Origin of the sequence: Kaistella jeonii (assembly GCF_000812865.1) — a bacterium.
Classification (GTDB): domain Bacteria; phylum Bacteroidota; class Bacteroidia; order Flavobacteriales; family Weeksellaceae; genus Kaistella; species Kaistella jeonii.
This window is the reverse complement of record NZ_JSYL01000004.1, coordinates 250,095-266,794: the sequence shown is the minus strand read 5'-3', so window position 1 is coordinate 266,794 and position 16,700 is coordinate 250,095. Positions and strand designations below refer to the sequence as shown.

The following is a 16,700-nucleotide window of genomic DNA, read 5'->3' as shown; positions in this document are numbered from 1 at the left end:
ATGATTTTGAGATGCTCAAACTCAAGAAACGAATATCAGAGTTGGAAAAACAGTTGCAAACAGCTGAAATGAAAGCCATTGCTTTTTCAACCATGGTAGATATTGCTGAAAAAGAGTTTAATATTCCTATCCGAAAAAAGTCCAATACCAAGCTATAGAAATAATGAAGGGAAACTTCAAGAGTATAAGTTTAGCCGACTTATGCTCATGGTTTGGTGTGACCAGACAGGCTTATTACCAAAGTAAAAATCCCCCGCTGCCGCGCGAATCCCTTCCCCGCTGCCGCGCGAATCCCTTCCCCGCTGCCGCGCGAATCCTTTCGCGTGGTCACCATGAAAAGTTCAAATGTCACTCAGTATCAGTTTTGGCGTCATGATAATAAACCGATTGAATTGTGGAGCAACAGCGTAATTAAACAAAAAATCGATTATGTTCATCAAAACCCGGTGGAAGCGGGCTTGGTTTTCAGGGCGGAGGATTACCGATACAGCAGTGCGATTGATTATGCCGATGAAAAGGGACTTTTAGAAAATATTGAAGTATTTAGATATTATGGGATTTAATAGAGAAGACCACACGAAAGGATTCGTGCGGTAGCGGGGAAAGGATTCGTGCGGTAGAGGGGAAATCCGAGCGATCTGGTAATTTAACTTTTAAATATTTATATATTGTTCACTTTTTTGTGAACAATTCTGTATATTTGCATTAGCGTTTCACCATCGATATGGAAATAAAATTTCAAAAAACCTATCTGGAAGAGATCTACGAAGGAAATACCAAGGTATATAAAGAGTATAAGTCTAACAAACAATTGGTGTCCCAGTATGTTAAAACCATTAATAAATTGAAATCTATAACCAAAATCGAACAATTGTACCAAATTAAATCGTTGCGATATGAAAAACTTACAGGTAATTTAAAAGGTTTGAGTTCTGTAGCGGTAAACATGCAGTACAGAATACTCTTTAAAGAATTAGCTTCCATTTCCAATGAATTAATAATCGATATTCTGGAAATTGAAGAGTTAAGCAAGCATTACGAATAGTTAGAAACAAAAAAACAAGTGAAAGAATGACAACAAAAACAATAATACCTGCTTTTGCGACACATCCTGGCGAAATACTTTTAGATGAAATTGAAGCAAATAATTTCTCACAAATAGATTTTGCAAAAATGATAGGGATCAGCAGAACCCAATTGAATGAAGTAATTAAAGGGAAACGAAACATTAATGCTGATTTTGCTTTATTAATAGAAAAAACTTTAGAGGTAGATGCAGAATACTGGTTGGAAGCACAAAAAAACTACGATCTGGATAAAGCACGAATTGAGGCAAGAAATAAGGAGCAGTTAGAAGCTATCGAAGTATGGAAGGTTGCAAAAGATTTTATTCCCGTAGCTTTTTTTAAAAAAGAAAAAATAATTAGTGGTAATCCTCTGGTAGATAATCAAATCATAAGAAACATTTACGGTGTTTCAAATTTAGATCAGTTGGCGGCTCTAAGAGTACAGCAGACCTATGCGCGTTTTAAAAAATCGACCAAACTGAAATATGATGTAGTCAATATCATGGGTTGGGTCAAGCTGGTGCAATTTAAAGCGAAAGAACTTTTGGTAGATGCATTCAATCATGAAAACAAAGAACAGCTAATTGAGGAACTTAATACCATTATATTAAAAAACAAAAATGTACTGAATAATGTACAATCAAAATTACAGGAGTATGGTATCAAAGTAATTTATCAAACTAAAGGAGAAAAAACACCAGTAGATGGAGTGTCCTTTTGGAGCGAGGGAAATCCAGCCATAGGAATGACTTTGAGACACCATCGGTTGGATAATTTTGCATTCACCCTATATCATGAATTAGGACATGTCTATGAACATTTGGTCAACAACAACGAAGCTGAATTTATTGATCTTGACAGCAAAAATGAAGAAGAAGAATATACACAATCAACAGAAGAAAAAGAAGCAAATGTGTTTGCGCAAAATAGTTTGATAGATCAAAAGGAATGGGTCGCGTTTAGTAAAGATTTAAAACTCATTAAAAATGACGAAAAAATAGAGGCTTTTGCAAAAAAAATAAAAACACATCCTTGTATTGTAAGAGGAAGAATTTGCCATACTTTGAATGATTTTAAATCATTCACTCAAATAAGCTACGATATTAACTAAAGAAAGTACCTTAATATGGTAAACGGAAGATTTTATTTTACGCAAACATAAAATGGTAACCTTTAGGATGAATATTCTAACAGTGGACATGACAGGAATTATAAGGAAAGTGCAAATGTAACATCCCCCGCTGCCGCGCGAATCCCTTCCCCGCTGCCGCGCGAATCCTTTCGCGTGGTCCCGCTCCCCCGCTGCCGCGCGAATCCTTTCGCGTGGTCCCGCTCAGCGAGCAATAAAGATTTGCTAAGGGACCGATTTCATTGCGTAATCCAGTTCTCCTACAAAACACTATCTTCGTTTAACAAACATTAATTACAGGTTATGAAAAAAATAGTATTTCTAGTTTTGACGGCTATGGTCTTGAACTCCTGCGTGGTTTCTACCGCAGCAAAAGCCGTAAAAGGGGTGGCGAAAGTAGGCTTCAAAGCCGTAAAAGGCACAGTAAAAGGAGTCAGCTGGGCGGTAGGAAAAGCCAAGGGGAAAATAGATGAAGACCGTATTGACGGCACCTGGAAAGTGGTTGGCGTTTATCATGGTTCTTTTGAAGATTTTGAAAAAGATCAAAATCCCGAAAGTACATTTACCAGTCAGTGTACGCAGGGTTTCGACCAAATTGTTTTCAATTCCAGAAAGTCTAAATTCAAACCCGTGCATTGCAGTTCTGACGAAGAAGAGTGGGTAAAGTATTCTTTTGATTTTGGCAAAAACCCTTTAAGTAAAGAAAGAGAGAATTACATCACTTATAATTCCAATACGTATATTTCGGTAATTGATGCTACTCATAAAACGATGGTTCTAGAAGGCAATCTGATGCCGAAGCTGAATTTTTCGCAGGCTACTTTATTTCTTTTGGAAAAGGTGAAATAAAGGCGACGCAGCTCCGCAGAATTTAAACACCGAGGCACGAATACGGTCATAAACACCACTTTAAAATTTAATGTTTTAGCTCAGAAGCATGGGGTTGCTTCGTCGCTGCACTGCGTTTCGGTCCTCGCAATGAAGGTATAAAAAAATCCGGAAGAGGTTACTCTTCCGGATTGTTATTAATAAGGTGATCTTATCGTATAAAACGAGGATCAGTTATTATTTTTTAATCACTTTTACACTGGTGCTTTCTGTATCAGAATTTACTTTGATGATGTAAGTTCCTTTAGCGAAAGTACTGATGTCGATTATTGAATTCTTAGCCGTTTTATCCAGATTGAAACTCTTAATTAACTGACCGGTTACAGAGTAAATCTGCGCATTGTTCAATTTCAATTGTTTGTTATTCTGGATAGTCAGTTTCCCTGAAGTTGGATTAGGGAAAACCTGCACTGCATTATTCATGGATAGATTTTCAACAGCCATTAATGGGTTATCACAGTTGTAAACGTAAATCTCGTCTAAATACCAACCGTCGATACCATTACAGCCATCAGTTCCTACCTCAAATCTGAACTTAATGTTAGATCCTGAGATTACACCGATTTTAGATAAATCAATCACACTTTGTCCCCAACTTCCACCTAGAGATCCGCCGTCGGTTCCGCTAAATGCAGCCTGTCCTTTTAATGGGTTATCATTTTGTGAAGTTCCATCCAGATTGGTGTTATACCCATTTTGAGAAAATGCTGATTTCGGAAGCACAGTCCAGGCACCGCCATTTAGGCTGTACTTAACGTTTCCACCATCCCATTTTGCTTCAGTGGCAACATAATGATTGAATGCCATCTGGTAAATTCCTGTCGTAAAAGTAGGGAAGGTAATCATTGGACTTTCTAAACGCAGAATACCATTTTGCATACTTGTCGTACAGTTTCCATTCACTGGATCTGCACCGAAGATTCCTTTTCCAGTTCTGCCTTTTGGTAGATTGGTTTTAATGACCCAATCTCTATTCTCCCAAGAGGAAGGATTTGTAGGTACATTATTAACCGTCCAGTTTCCTAAGCCATTTTCCCAGGTTTCACTAAACAAAGCTCCTGAAATGGCAGTTGCACATAAATCCGGAGTTGCTTTTAAGATAGGAACATAATTACACTGCGTGTTAGGAGAAGTTCTCAACTGTACAGAAAGGATGGCATTCTTAAGATTTTGAATATCGCTTGCTGCCCAGGATTGTCCACTTAATCCGGCAGGAATAAGGGTTGTTGAGATCCCCTGTAAATTAATTCCGATCAAATCTGTAGCTGAAGCCTCTAAAGCATCTGCAAAAACCGCAAAATCACTGGTTGGTGTTAAATAGTTTTTCTGCGCTCTCCACCATAAGTGGGCAGCTTTTACAAAACCAATACCATTAATGGTATATCCGTTAAAGGTACCACCATCTACAAGCAAAGCATATAAATGATTGGTCACTCCTGAATTCCGGTGTACACCTCCGGAATCTCCAGTACCGCAATAATATGAAGTATCGATAACACTTGCAGGATTGCTGTTGCATTTAGGATTCCACATATCGCGGATCGGAGCTCCAAAAGCGGTGGCTTTTTCTCCCATTTTCCAACGTTGACTTTCAGTGCAACTCGTTGTTGTACGAACAGCTAAATTTTCACCCTCATCGAAATATCCATTAAGTTGATCAATCGTTTCGCCCCAAACATCAGAATAGGATTCATTTAAAGCACCAGATTGATACTGGTAAATTAATCCGCTTGTATATTCTGTATAAGCGTGTCCCCATTCATGCGCTACAACGTCATCTGCTGCAACTCCGGTACAATAATTCGCCGTAACTCCGTTCCAGTTTGCGTTGGGACAAGAGATGCCTGGATCATTATTAACAGTAATCATCGTAGCGTCTAAACTATTATAAGAAACGTAATTGAAAGCGTTCTTGAAGAAATTATAAACATGTTCAGAAGTGACTACTTCACTCTGTTGCCATTGATCTAAAGCTCCGGGAAATACGTCGCCTTCTTTCCATTTCAGGTTAGCAGCACTCGTACTGGTTTCATATAATTTTCTGTCGATCGGATGGATGCCTGTAAACTGCTCTACCAATTCTCCGGTATGCGCATCGATGAATAAAAATTCTCTGACATCGCTTTTGTTGGTTACTTCGACCTCATACGCCAGATAGGAAATTATTTGTCCGCCCTGTACGAGATTTTTCGGAAATATTAAAAGATTATTCTTTCCAATTTCCAAAGGGCTTTTAGAGGTGGTAATGTTCTGATCCTTTACTAAATTTGTAGCAATTGCGCCTGCTTCTGCGGGAGAAATAGAGGCAACGGTACTTACTTTAATATTAGAAATTGTATTTCCGTTCAGTGATGCTAATTGTCCTTTTCCATTAAAATGAAATTTCAAAATACCGTCGTAAACTGGAATGCCGTTATAACTTTGTCTGTAAATAACATTCTGCAGACCATAATTGTCTGTTGTTTCTTCTACGAAAACCATGTCTTTATCAGATCTCAAATTGAAAGCTTTAAAGTTGGTTGCCAAGAATTCGCTCACTTTTGCTGTTGGGTTCGCTGCTTTTAGGTTAAGTCCTTCTGCATTATCGAATCTTATAAAATTCGGATTAGAAGTGCTGTTACTTATGGTAACCATAGCATTACTTTGCTGTTTTAGCTTTGTCAATTCTTTTGATTCTTGTGCAAAAACGCAAGCATAAGATAAGGCTAAAACAAAAATTAGTGTTCTTTTCATAAATATTTTTGATTTGTAGCAAATATAATGCATTGTTGGAGATCAGCTTTATGAAATAGAGAAAAAATTCTCAAAACTTGAAATAAAGCTTTAAGGCCTTATCAGTAAGCCATTTTAAAAAGGAGTTTTGTAAGATAAAGGCAATGTTTTGAGGTGAAAATAGAGCTATTCTTAATTTTCCTTCCTTAAATAATTACCAAAATCGCACTAATATTCAAATAATGGTATAAAAGTATTCTACAAATTCTCCAAAAAAGTCTTTAAGAATTAACTTGCTTCATTATTCATAACGCACCGCACTTTCATTGGACAAAACTTAGAATTCCAAATGTCGCAATTCACCTGGGTCTTTTAACTTTTACCCTGATTCTACCACGATTCGAAACCTCCTTTTCCCCAAACCCTAAAGGGTGGGATGTTTCTGGCTTTTGAATTTAAGTGAAAGTCTTTTCCTCCCTTTAGGGTCGGGGGCAAGAAAAGACTTTTTCGAGACTTTAAAGGGTGGGAGGTTTTTGGCTTCTGATTTAAGTGAAAGTCTTTTCCTCCCTTTAGGGTCGGGGGCAAGAAAAGACTTTTCCCCGGCCCTAAAGTGCAGGAGGTTTCTCGCTTCTGATTTAAGAAAAAGTCTTTTCCTCCCTTTAGGGTCAGGGGCAAGAAAAGACTTTTTCGAGACGCTAAAGGGTGGGAGGTTTCTACTTAAAATGTCATAGAACTTTGCGCATTCAGTCTGAATTATTAATTTTAAAAGATGAAAAAATACAGACCACTTCATCATGATGGTATGTCGAAAGGAGCACCGGCAGTAATTTTCGATAAAGCTCGTGAGTTGCGTTTGTGCAGTACCTCCGCGGAAATAGTGCTTTGGGAAAAGCTTAGAAACAATCAGTTAGATCAGCTTACGTTTAGGAGACAACATCCTGTTGGTGTTTATATTACTGATTTTTACTGTCATCGGCTTAAGCTTGTTATTGAAGTTGACGGCGGTTATCATCTTTCAGAAGAACAACAAAAAAAAGATAATGAAAGAACAGCTTATCTAGTTGCGAATGGACTGCAAGTCATTCGATTTACAAACCATGAAGTAGAGCATACAATCGATAAAGTCATTGCAGCAATAAGAGCTGCGGTATCTAAGATAAATCCCTCAAAATAGTAAACCCGTTAAATGTTATTTACATCTATCCGAAACCTCCTTTTCCCAAACCCTAAAGGGTGGGAGGTTTCTCGCTCTAAATTTAAGCGAAAGTCTTTTCCTCCCTTTAGGGACGGGGAAAGAAAAGACTTTTCCCCCGGCCCTAAAGTGCAGGAGGTTTCTGGCTCTGAATTTCAGCGAAAGTCTTTTCCTCCCTTTAGGGACGGGGCAAGAAAAGACTTTTCCGAGACCTAAAAGGTGGGAGGTTTCTCGCTCTGAATTTCAGCGAAAGTCTTTTCCTCCCTTTAGGGTCGGGGCAAGAAAAGACTTTTTCGAGACCCTAAAGAGTGGGAGGTTTCTCGCTCTGAATTTCAGCGAAAGTCTTTTCCTCCCTTTAGGGACGGGGGAAAGAAAAGACTTTTTCGAGAATCTAAAGGAAGGAGGTTTCTATTTAAACTAAACTGTTATAGCTTAAAATTGACCATTAAGGATGGATGAATTAAGATAGCTTCCAGTCATAAGTAGTTGAAAAATTATAATCGGACTAAATTTTGTGGTTTAAGATTGACCAATCACCATTTACGACCCCGATCCCTTGGCTCTTTTAACTTTTACCTTGCCTCTTCTTATACCTACTTAAACCCCTCCAAAACTTCTTCCGCCGTTACTTTTCCAAAAAAATCGGTGAGATCAGTGTGGGTAAACAGCTGGTGGAGATCTTCTGCATTATGTTTTTTTCCGACGAGCATTTCTTCCAGATCTTCGATGGGCATGGAGGCAAAAAAGTCTCCAAATATCTTGGCTTTTTCAATGATGCCATGAACTACATCAAGGTGTACTTCAATAAATCCGGCGGGAATTTTAATGGCTTTTTTAAAATTATAGTTGGGGGAGAATCCAAAATTCCAGTCCCAGGTTTCGTATTTCTCCTGCTGAAGTTTTTCGATGCCCAAAATATCTTCGGCACTGAGTTCATACTTTTCAGCGGTGGGATTGTTTTTGATAATTTCTGAGGTCAATAATTCCTTCAGCTTTTCGGTTGTGGTATCTTTTGGAAGATAATTGATGAGGTTGGTCACTCTGCCGCGGTTTGATTTCGTCGCTTTATCAATAAATTTGAGAGGATTCACTTTTAAAGCTTCTCCCAAAACTTCCATTTCGGAATCGAGTAGAATGGTGCCGTGCTGAATCATTTTCCCGTGTCGCGCCAGTTTAGCATTGCCACTGAATTTTTTACCATCCACTAACAAATCATTTCGGCCTTTCAATTCGGCGGGAACGCCTAAATCATTGAGCATGGTGAGAACCGGCTTTGTGAAAAAAGAAAAATCACCAAAGTCATTTTGCCCCAAAAGGGTGTGAAAAGAAAAATTGAGGTTTCCCAAATCGTGGTAAACTGTGCCACCACCAGACATACGGCGCACGACTTTAATGCCTTTATCTTTTACGTAATCCAGGTTAATTTCAGCTAAAGTATTCTGAAATTTACCAACGATGATCGACGGTGCGTTTACATAAAGCAGAAATATATCTTCGGTAGGAAAGCGGTGGAGTAGAAATTCTTCCGCAGCAATATTAAAATAAGCGTTATGAGAGGGGGAATCGATGAGGAGCATAGTTTATCTTTTTTACAAAAATAAGTAATTTTATAAGGTTTAAGATACTGGTTTTAGGATAGGAGTTCTTCACACCAAGAAGCGCAGTTTTTCGCGAAAAAAGCAAATAAGTTGCTGAATGGGAGATGCGAGTTTTTAAATTTTATGTTTCAAGTCAAGAATACCAATTTTTCTATCAAAAATATATAATTCAACCGTTCACCATTCACCATTACCTATTTATTTATATATTTTTTTCGACCTTTCTTCGGAAAAGACATCTTTTTATCGAAAGAGCCTCGAAGAAGCCTTGAACACCTATCGAAGGAGTGCAAAGCAAATGGGCACTTCCTGTCAAAAGCGGTCAAAACCTGTCAACTTTTTTCAAATGAAAGAAAAAGAGTGGAATTAAAGGAAACAGACTCGACTTGCAGCAGATCGTTTCGTAGTTATACCTTCTCTATAATGCGCTTTTATAGTGCCAGAATGTTTTTATTAATTTTCAATTTAGAATTCAAAGAAGAAATACTCAACTTTAATAAAACAGAAATTGGGTAATCCTAATTACCCGTAGTGGGTCAAAAAATCTGGTAACAGCAATAAAAACTAAAACTTACGCAATTATTTTCACCCATGTTACTAAGACTTAATATATTGGAAGCGAAATTGTTGTAGATTTACAGCCACAAATTTAAATGATGAAAATACCTCTACGCTCTCGTATGCTTTTTGGTGCGCAATGTCCTGCCCAAAATTCTTTCTCTAAACCCTTTCAAAAATATGTACTGGCGGCTTTTTTAATACTGAGCTCGGTGGGAATTTTTGGGCAGACTAATTCTTATCTTGGATTAAACGGAGGTTTTGAGGGAGCAGCCACTATTGTAAATGGTACAACTAATTCAACCCCAGTTGCAACAAATTGGACAAAATCAACAACTACCGCAACAATTGCCAATGAAACAGGAACCGTTCGAAGCGGGAATAATTCGATGAAAGTAACTTCTACGAGTGGGACATTGTGTAGAGTATTTTCTCCCACTATGACGATTTCCGCTAGTACTACAGCTTGGCAGGTTCAATATTACCGAAGAGCTATTAGTACCACAAACACTATTCAAAATCAGTCAGGTAATTATAGAGGAGGTACAGAAAATTCAAGCGGCAGTTATACTGCTGTTACGGCGGCAAACAATTGGCAAAAAGTTACATTTTCGCCGACTTCGACTACTTCTGCTACTTCAACAGCGGCTCATATGTTAGTGAAACAATTAGGAACTGGTGGAGATACATTTTACGATGATTTCGTTTTATATGAAAGCGCTACTGTTGATGTTACGGCACCAAATTCACCTGGTACTGTCACAGTCAACAATGCAACTACTTCTTCATTAGATGTGAGTTGGGGTGCAGCTTCGGGCGGTGTAGATGGTGGTGGTTACATAGTAGTAAGATATGCATCTTCTCCCAATGCTGATAACGACCCTAATCAAAATGGTATTTATGCAGTTGGTAATAATACAACAAATGGAACAGGTTCGTTAGTAGGAACGGTAAGTTATATAGGTGCAGGTACTAGTTTTACAGATAGTGTTGGATTAAGTTCAGGAACACAATATTGGTATAAAGTTTATACGATAGATAAAGCTTTTAACTATTCTTCGGAAACCCAACAAAGTGGTACAACAACTCCAAGTGGAAGTCCAACTTTATCAGCAGGAACATTAACCGCTTTTGGTAGTCAATGCATAAGCAACACTTATGGTCCTAATTCTTTTACCATTACCGGAACTACAATTACTGCTGCTGATGTAACAGTTGCAGCACTTGCGGGATATACTTTCAGCACTACATCGGGTGGTAGTTACTCTTCTACACTGCGTTTAACACAACCCGGAGGTGCTTATTCTCAAGATATTTTTGTAAAATTTAGTCCTGTTACAGCCACAGCTTATAATGGCAATATTGTCGTCGGTGGTGGCGGTGCAAGTGACATTAATGTAGCGGCAAGTGGTACAGGAATCAATACAGCTAATACAATTACAACCCCGACTTCTGTTGCTGTTACAATTAATACCGCTACGCTTGGGGGTAATATTGCGAACATTGGATGTAGTAATGCTTCTACGAGAGGCGTAGAGTGGAGTACAACCAATAATTTTACGAATGGTACTGGTACGCAAGTTTCTGCTTCGGGTTCTTTTGGAACAGGAGTTTTTACTCAAGCGGTTGGGGGTTTACCATCAGGAACAACTATTTATTTTAAAGCGTATTCTACTAATAGCGGTGGAACTTCTTATTCCGCACAATCTTCTTTTGCCACTCTTAAAACAGAACCAACTAATCAACCCACAGTTTTTTCTTTTGGATCAACGACCACTACAACTATTCCGCTTACGTGGACAGATGCAACAGGAGCTTCTATTCCAGATGGTTATTTGATAAAATGGGGTTCTTCTTATGGTGCAATTACACCACCTGTAGATGGAACTGCAGAATCTAATGGAGCAACTACACAAAATGTGGTAGGTGTTTCATATACTGCCACAGGTTTAACTTCTGGTACTGCTTATTATTTTAAAATATGGTCTTATACCAATAGTGGAACTTCCATTGATTATAAATTAGGTTCAGAGCCACAGACTACTTGCACGACACTTTCTGCACCATGGGAAGATTTTGAAATAGGTACAAAAGGCCCTTATGCGACTGGAAATGTAACATGTACAGCGGGAAGTTGGAATATGAGTGACGCATTAATTGGTAATATTCCTAATGACAAAAAAAATGGCAACTCATCAGTTCGAATGCAAAACGCGGGTGTTATCTCAATGAATTTTGATTTAACAAATGGTTTAGGAACTGTAAATATTTTGCATGCAGTATTTGGTTCAGATTTCAGTTCTACATGGCGATTAGAAGCATCTACTGATGGAGGAGTTACCTGGACAGATTATGTTAGTTCTACTATTACAACATCTTCTACAACACTCACTAATCAAAGTTTCACAGTTAACTTATCTGGAAATGTACGTTTTAGAATTGTAAAAATAAGTGGAATCAATAAAATTAATATTGATGACATCTATGTAACACCATTTGCAGCATGTACACCAGCAGCTAATCCAGTTGGTACCATTACAGGAACTACACCTGCTTGTACTTCTACGGTTTTATCTTATACCGGTGCAGATTCTGGAAATGCATATTGGCAAACTACACCAACGGGTAAGAGTACTGCAGAACCAGCAAATTCAACAAAAACAGTTTCAACTTCGGGGACGTACTATGTAAGAATTTATAATGGTAATTGTTGGTCTACGGGAACAGTAAATAATGCAGTTGTCGTTAATGCACCAATTACTATTACAACACAACCTGCAAACGCATCTGTTGTTGCAGGGAGTAATACAAGTTTTAAGGCAGTTGCAACGAATGTGGCAAGTTATCAGTGGCAAGTAGATGCCGGTAGTGGATTTACTAATTTATCAAATGGAGCTCCATATTCTACGGTAACCACCTCAACATTAAATATAACTAACTCAAATTTTGTAATGAACGGTTATAAATACCGATGCGTTTTAACGGCAAATATACCTTGCACAGATACAAACACTGATGGGACTGCGACACTAACAGTTACCAATGCCGCACCAAATAATGCTTTAAATCTAGTGTCATGCCTTGCTAATAATCAAGTGACTTTAAAATGGGATGCTGCGTCCGGATCAACAACAGGTTATATTGTTTTTGTACAACCCAATTCTACTATACCGCAAATGGTGGCAGCATCTGCTGGAAATGCTTCTGGTTATATTGCAAATACAAATTATTCGTTGGCTAATTCTTACACGACATTAGGTAAAGCGGTGTTCAAAGGTAATGCGCTTACTGCAACAATTACTGGTTTAAGTAACTTATCAAAATATACCTTCAAGGTAGTTGCTTATGTAGGGGAAACAGGAACAGGTTGGGCAGCAGGAATTAATGCATCTGGATCTTGGAACCAGACCTACACGATAGATGTTCCAGAAATCACCAATTTGACAGCTGCAATCAATCCTACAACTTCTACCGTTTCCTGGAATGTGGTTCCCAATTCTCCATTGTGCTATGAATATATGGTCGTTGCAAATAACGGTGCCGTTACTTTAACACCAACAGGAGACGGTTTTACTTATACTGCAAATGCTAATTATGCTGGTACAAATTCTGTAGTTTTTAGAAATACAGGAAATAGTATTAAAGTGACTGGTTTAACAGAGGGTGTAAATTATTGCTACAAAGTTTTTGTAAGAGAATTAAACAGCGGCAATCAATGGAGTGATGGCTTATCGGTATGCCAAACAACTGGAGTTAGTTATTGTGCTTCTTCTGGTAGTACAACAGATGCAACTGGGATTACCAAAGTTGAGTTTAATACGATTAATCAAACTTCAACTGGCGCAAATGCTTACACCGATTTTACCTCAGTTTCTACTTCTGTTGCATTAGGGGAAACTATTCCTTTAACTGTTCGGGTGAATACGGCAGGAAATTTTACTGTTTACACAATAGCTTGGATAGACTGGAACCACGATGGAGATTTTAATGACAGTGGTGAAGAATTTGACCTTGGAACTGCTTTTAATAAAACAGATGGTACAACTTCTCTTTCTCCGCTGGATATTACGGTACCAACTGGCGCTTACTTGGGAGATGTTAGAATGAGAATAAGTGCAAAATTTAATTCTGCTGCTACATCTTGTATTACTGATTTTGATGGCGAAGTAGAGGATTACACAATTACGATTGCACAACCTGTAAACGCAGAAATCAATGTAAGAGGACTTGGCAATTCAATTCCAAATGGTGCGGATACTCCTTACGGATTCAACAATACGCAATTTGCACTAACGAACCTTGGTTCTGCAACTGCGCCCAAATCTTTCACTATCGAAAATATTGGTTTAGCCAACTTGAATTTAACAGGATCACCAATTATTAAAATTGAAGGGGCTAACCCTTCTGATTTTATTGTAACGCAACAGGCAGCAACGCCTGTTGTGAATGGTAGTCCAGTAATTTTTAATATTAAATTTCAGCCAACCGTTGCAGGATTGCGAACAGCAAATGTTAGAATTGAGAATAATGATTCTGATGAAAATCCGTATATATTTGCAATAGAAGGAACGGGTAATTGTACTACGGTACCCACTGTCAATGTTTTTCCTACTTCGGGTCCAGTAAATACCTTGGTTACTTTTTCTTCTTCAACCAGTAATCTTTTAGGCGCTACAGTTACTTATAATAATGTTGTGATACCTATCGCCTTTAATACTACAGATACAATAGAAGTTTTAGTACCGAATAATGCCAATGATGGTAATTTTATCATTCAATTGGCAACAGGTTGCAGTAAAACACAATCATTTGATGTGTTCGATACTGATTTTTCTGCCTGCGAATCTTCTGGTGGAGGTAGTCCTGCCTCAGATTTAATGATTTATGAAGTCTATGACGAAAATGGCGGATCTGGCGGTGTTATTACCCTTTATAACCGAACTGGAGCTTCGGTAAATCTCAGTTCCTATTCTATTCAGAGAGCTAAAGATTATGGTGGCAGCTACTCAACTTATGCTAATCTTACGGGAACAATTGCAGCTGGTTCTGTTACAGTTATTGGAGTAACTGGTTCTCCAGGTTCTCTTTGTACCTATCCTACATTTAATGACAATTTTAGAGGAGGATTTAATGCTAATGATGGTTTCAAGTTGATGAAAGGAGCAACTTTGATTGATGATGTAAAAGCACCCAATTATGTAGGATATTATTTAAAAAGAAAAAACACCAATTTATACCCAAATACACCTTTTAATCCTTCATTTTGGACTACTCAAAATATTTCTCCAGGTCAGTGTTTAGCAGGAGTTGGAATTGCGCCAGATATTAGAACGCCACCTACTCTTATTACCAGTCCACAGTATGTTATAAACTGTGGGATAACAGGAGCTATATTAACTTCTGGTGGAACTGAAGGAGTTCCGGGTGGTCCATCAATTGTTTATCAATGGTATGTATTAGGAACCTCTGGAAATTGGAACGCGATAACAAATGGTGGAGTATACTCCGGAGCCAATTCTCAAACTTTAAGTATTTCTGATCTTACTGGTTTAGATGACTATCAATTCTACTGTCAGATCAGAGAAAATAATGCAACTTGTTATTCTGCAACCAATTCAACACAGATTCGAATTGCTGAAAAAACATGGGATGGTTCAAACTGGCTTGGGCGAAATAATATTAATACAAGTGCACCAACAATAACTGATAAAATTAAGTTGAATGCTAATTACAATACAGGAACAAATGGTAACCTCAATGCATGCAGTCTTAAAAACATGAGTCCTTATCAATTGACAATAGCACCAAATTCGTACGCTAATATAGAAGCAAATATCACCAACGATGGTTCTATGCTTATTGAAAGTGATGGAAATCTCTTACAGAAAAATGATTTGGCCACATTTACTGGTTCATCCATTACAGCGAAAAGAGATATTGTCGTTTCCACCTTGCGACAACAATTTAATTACTTGATTTCCCCTGTGATTGGTCAAAGTTTGAAAACCGTTTATTCTCCCGAACCTGTGGTTCAGTATCACAGTGAAAGCAATAATCGTTTCTATAATTCCACTGGTGCCTATATTGAAGGTCGTGGTTTGGCGGTGAAAGAACCAGCAAGTGGTGGTGCAACGACCGCAACATTTGTCGGTGCGCCAAAAAATGGCATTATTAATTTTAACATCGTTAAAGGTGGTGGTGATCTTCTCGATCCGAAAAGAGGCTACAATTTAGTAGGAAATCCATATCCTTCCAATATTGATTTGGTTCAGTTATACAGCCAAAATGGCGGGACAAACGGAAACTTAGACTCAACGGTTTATTTCTGGGACAATAAAGCAAATTCTCAAACAGAACAAGCCGGAAGTAATTATGGAGGTCAAGCTTATGCTACTTTCAATATGTTTAGTTTAGGGCAAACTAATGCGTCCGGAGATCCATTATTGACGGGTACAAAATTACCAACTCGATATGTAAAAACCGGGCAAGGTTTTATGGTGAAATCCAAAGTAGCAACTGCTTCTTTGTTATTTAATAATGCGATTCGTACTACAGAAAATGGTGCTACAAAATTCTTTGGAAATAGCGCAAAAGGATTAGAGGAAATTAGAGATAAGTTCTGGATTAATATGATTTCGCCGACCAACATTGCATCAAATATTAACATTGTTTATTTCCCTGAAGGTAATAATGGGTTCACCCAAGATGACAGTCGCTCCCTAGGAGGTTCCGACGCAATTTACAGCTTCGTAGAAAACGAAAAAGTTTCTATCAATGGGTGCAGTAGTTTTGTCGATACCGATGTCATTCCACTGGGAAGTCAGCATTTTGCAGCCGGAAATTATAAAATTGAACTGGCAGGAAAAGAAGGCATCTTCGACAATGGACAAAACATCTACTTAAAAGACATGCATACCGGCATCATCACCAATTTGAGTGAAGGCAACTACACTTTTGCAGCCAATGCGGGTGAAAGCTCCGGTAGGTTTGAAATTATTTACAAACCAGAAACGGTTTTGACCACAGAGGGGAAAGTGAAAGAAAATGTTTTTGTTTATAGAGATGGAAATGACTTTGTGGTAAAAGCAATGCATAAAAAAATCACTACGCTCGAAATTTATGATCCAAGTGGTCGATTGCTTCAGACTCTGAATTCAAACAAAAAAGAGATCGGAATTTCTGGTAATGAATTGCCGAACGGAATGTATGTACTCAAAATCCTGCAGGAAAAAACAACCACCGTTTTAAAAATTAGAAAATAACAGCACAATTTTTTAGAGAGAAAAGCCGAAATAGTTTATTTCGGCTTTTTTTAATTGAGAAATCCAAAGACCCACACTCCGTAAAAATATTATTGCCTTAAAATAAGACAATAAAACAAATTGCGGAAAATAATTCACCTTTGGTCAAGGTGCACTTACAAATTACAAAATCACCTACTCGGACGGTCATTAAATTTTACCATTCTCAGGTAAGGAAAATGGCCAGATATCTAGTCCGTATTATTCAAATGGTCTATTATCTTTTAATAAACAATTACCTATATAAATAATGCT

Annotated in this window: 8 protein-coding genes; 6 read left to right on the top strand and 2 right to left on the bottom strand. The window is 38.0% G+C overall.

Annotated features, from left to right (window positions below; genetic code table 11):
* Nucleotides 1–332: 332 nt before the first annotated feature.
* From OA86_RS08785 to OA86_RS08770, 4 genes are all read left to right on the top strand, one after another.
* Nucleotides 333–563, top strand: coding sequence for a hypothetical protein (locus OA86_RS08785; protein WP_177187112.1), 231 nt, complete (start codon nt 333–335; stop codon nt 561–563).
* Nucleotides 564–724: 161 nt separating this feature from the next.
* Nucleotides 725–1,045 (top strand): type II toxin-antitoxin system RelE/ParE family toxin, encoded by a 321-nt coding sequence (locus OA86_RS08780; RefSeq protein ID WP_039351769.1) that lies wholly within the window; start codon nt 725–727, stop codon nt 1,043–1,045.
* A gap of 26 nt (nt 1,046–1,071) precedes the next feature.
* Nucleotides 1,072–2,178 (top strand): HigA family addiction module antitoxin, encoded by a 1,107-nt coding sequence (locus tag OA86_RS08775; protein ID WP_039351767.1) that lies wholly within the window; start codon nt 1,072–1,074, stop codon nt 2,176–2,178.
* Between the two features lie 321 nt (nt 2,179–2,499).
* Nucleotides 2,500–3,045 carry a hypothetical protein gene (locus OA86_RS08770; protein WP_039351765.1) on the top strand — a complete coding sequence of 182 codons (546 nt, stop codon included), beginning with the start codon at nt 2,500–2,502 and terminating at the stop codon, nt 3,043–3,045.
* A gap of 216 nt (nt 3,046–3,261) precedes the next feature.
* Here OA86_RS08770 and OA86_RS08765 read toward each other — a convergent pair whose 3' ends face one another.
* A complete protein-coding gene (locus OA86_RS08765) occupies nt 3,262–5,817 on the bottom strand; it encodes a M4 family metallopeptidase (RefSeq protein WP_039351763.1) in 2,556 nt (851 codons plus the stop codon).
* A 748-nt stretch (nt 5,818–6,565) separates the two neighbouring features.
* Between OA86_RS08765 and OA86_RS08755 the strand changes: the two genes are divergently transcribed.
* Nucleotides 6,566–6,970: an endonuclease domain-containing protein gene (locus OA86_RS08755; RefSeq protein WP_246008040.1), complete on the top strand. Its 405-nt coding sequence runs from the start codon at nt 6,566–6,568 to the stop codon at nt 6,968–6,970.
* Nucleotides 6,971–7,581: 611 nt separating this feature from the next.
* On the opposite strand, the gene lplA is transcribed toward OA86_RS08755, so the two are convergent.
* Entirely contained in the window at nt 7,582–8,565 is a 984-nt protein-coding gene (gene lplA / locus OA86_RS08750) for a lipoate--protein ligase (RefSeq protein ID WP_039351760.1), read from the bottom strand.
* 674 nt (nt 8,566–9,239) lie between these two features.
* Here lplA and OA86_RS08745 point away from each other — a divergent pair.
* Complete coding sequence (locus OA86_RS08745) at nt 9,240–16,406, top strand: RemA C-terminal-like gliding motility protein (RefSeq protein ID WP_082017312.1); 7,167 nt, start codon at nt 9,240–9,242, stop codon at nt 16,404–16,406.
* Nucleotides 16,407–16,700 lie beyond the last annotated feature (294 nt).

Excerpts from the sequence above, each read along its gene's own strand:
- OA86_RS08785 (WP_177187112.1), top strand. The coding sequence starts at position 333 with ATGAAAAGTTCAAATGTCACTCAGTATCAGTTTTGGCGTCATGATAAT.
- OA86_RS08780 (WP_039351769.1), top strand. The coding sequence starts at position 725 with ATGGAAATAAAATTTCAAAAAACCTATCTGGAAGAGATCTACGAAGGA.
- OA86_RS08775 (WP_039351767.1), top strand. The coding sequence starts at position 1,072 with ATGACAACAAAAACAATAATACCTGCTTTTGCGACACATCCTGGCGAA.
- OA86_RS08770 (WP_039351765.1), top strand. The coding sequence starts at position 2,500 with ATGAAAAAAATAGTATTTCTAGTTTTGACGGCTATGGTCTTGAACTCC.
- OA86_RS08765 (WP_039351763.1), bottom strand. The coding sequence starts at position 5,817 with ATGAAAAGAACACTAATTTTTGTTTTAGCCTTATCTTATGCTTGCGTT.
- OA86_RS08755 (WP_246008040.1), top strand. The coding sequence starts at position 6,566 with ATGAAAAAATACAGACCACTTCATCATGATGGTATGTCGAAAGGAGCA.
- lplA (WP_039351760.1), bottom strand. The coding sequence starts at position 8,565 with ATGCTCCTCATCGATTCCCCCTCTCATAACGCTTATTTTAATATTGCT.
- OA86_RS08745 (WP_082017312.1), top strand. The coding sequence starts at position 9,240 with ATGATGAAAATACCTCTACGCTCTCGTATGCTTTTTGGTGCGCAATGT.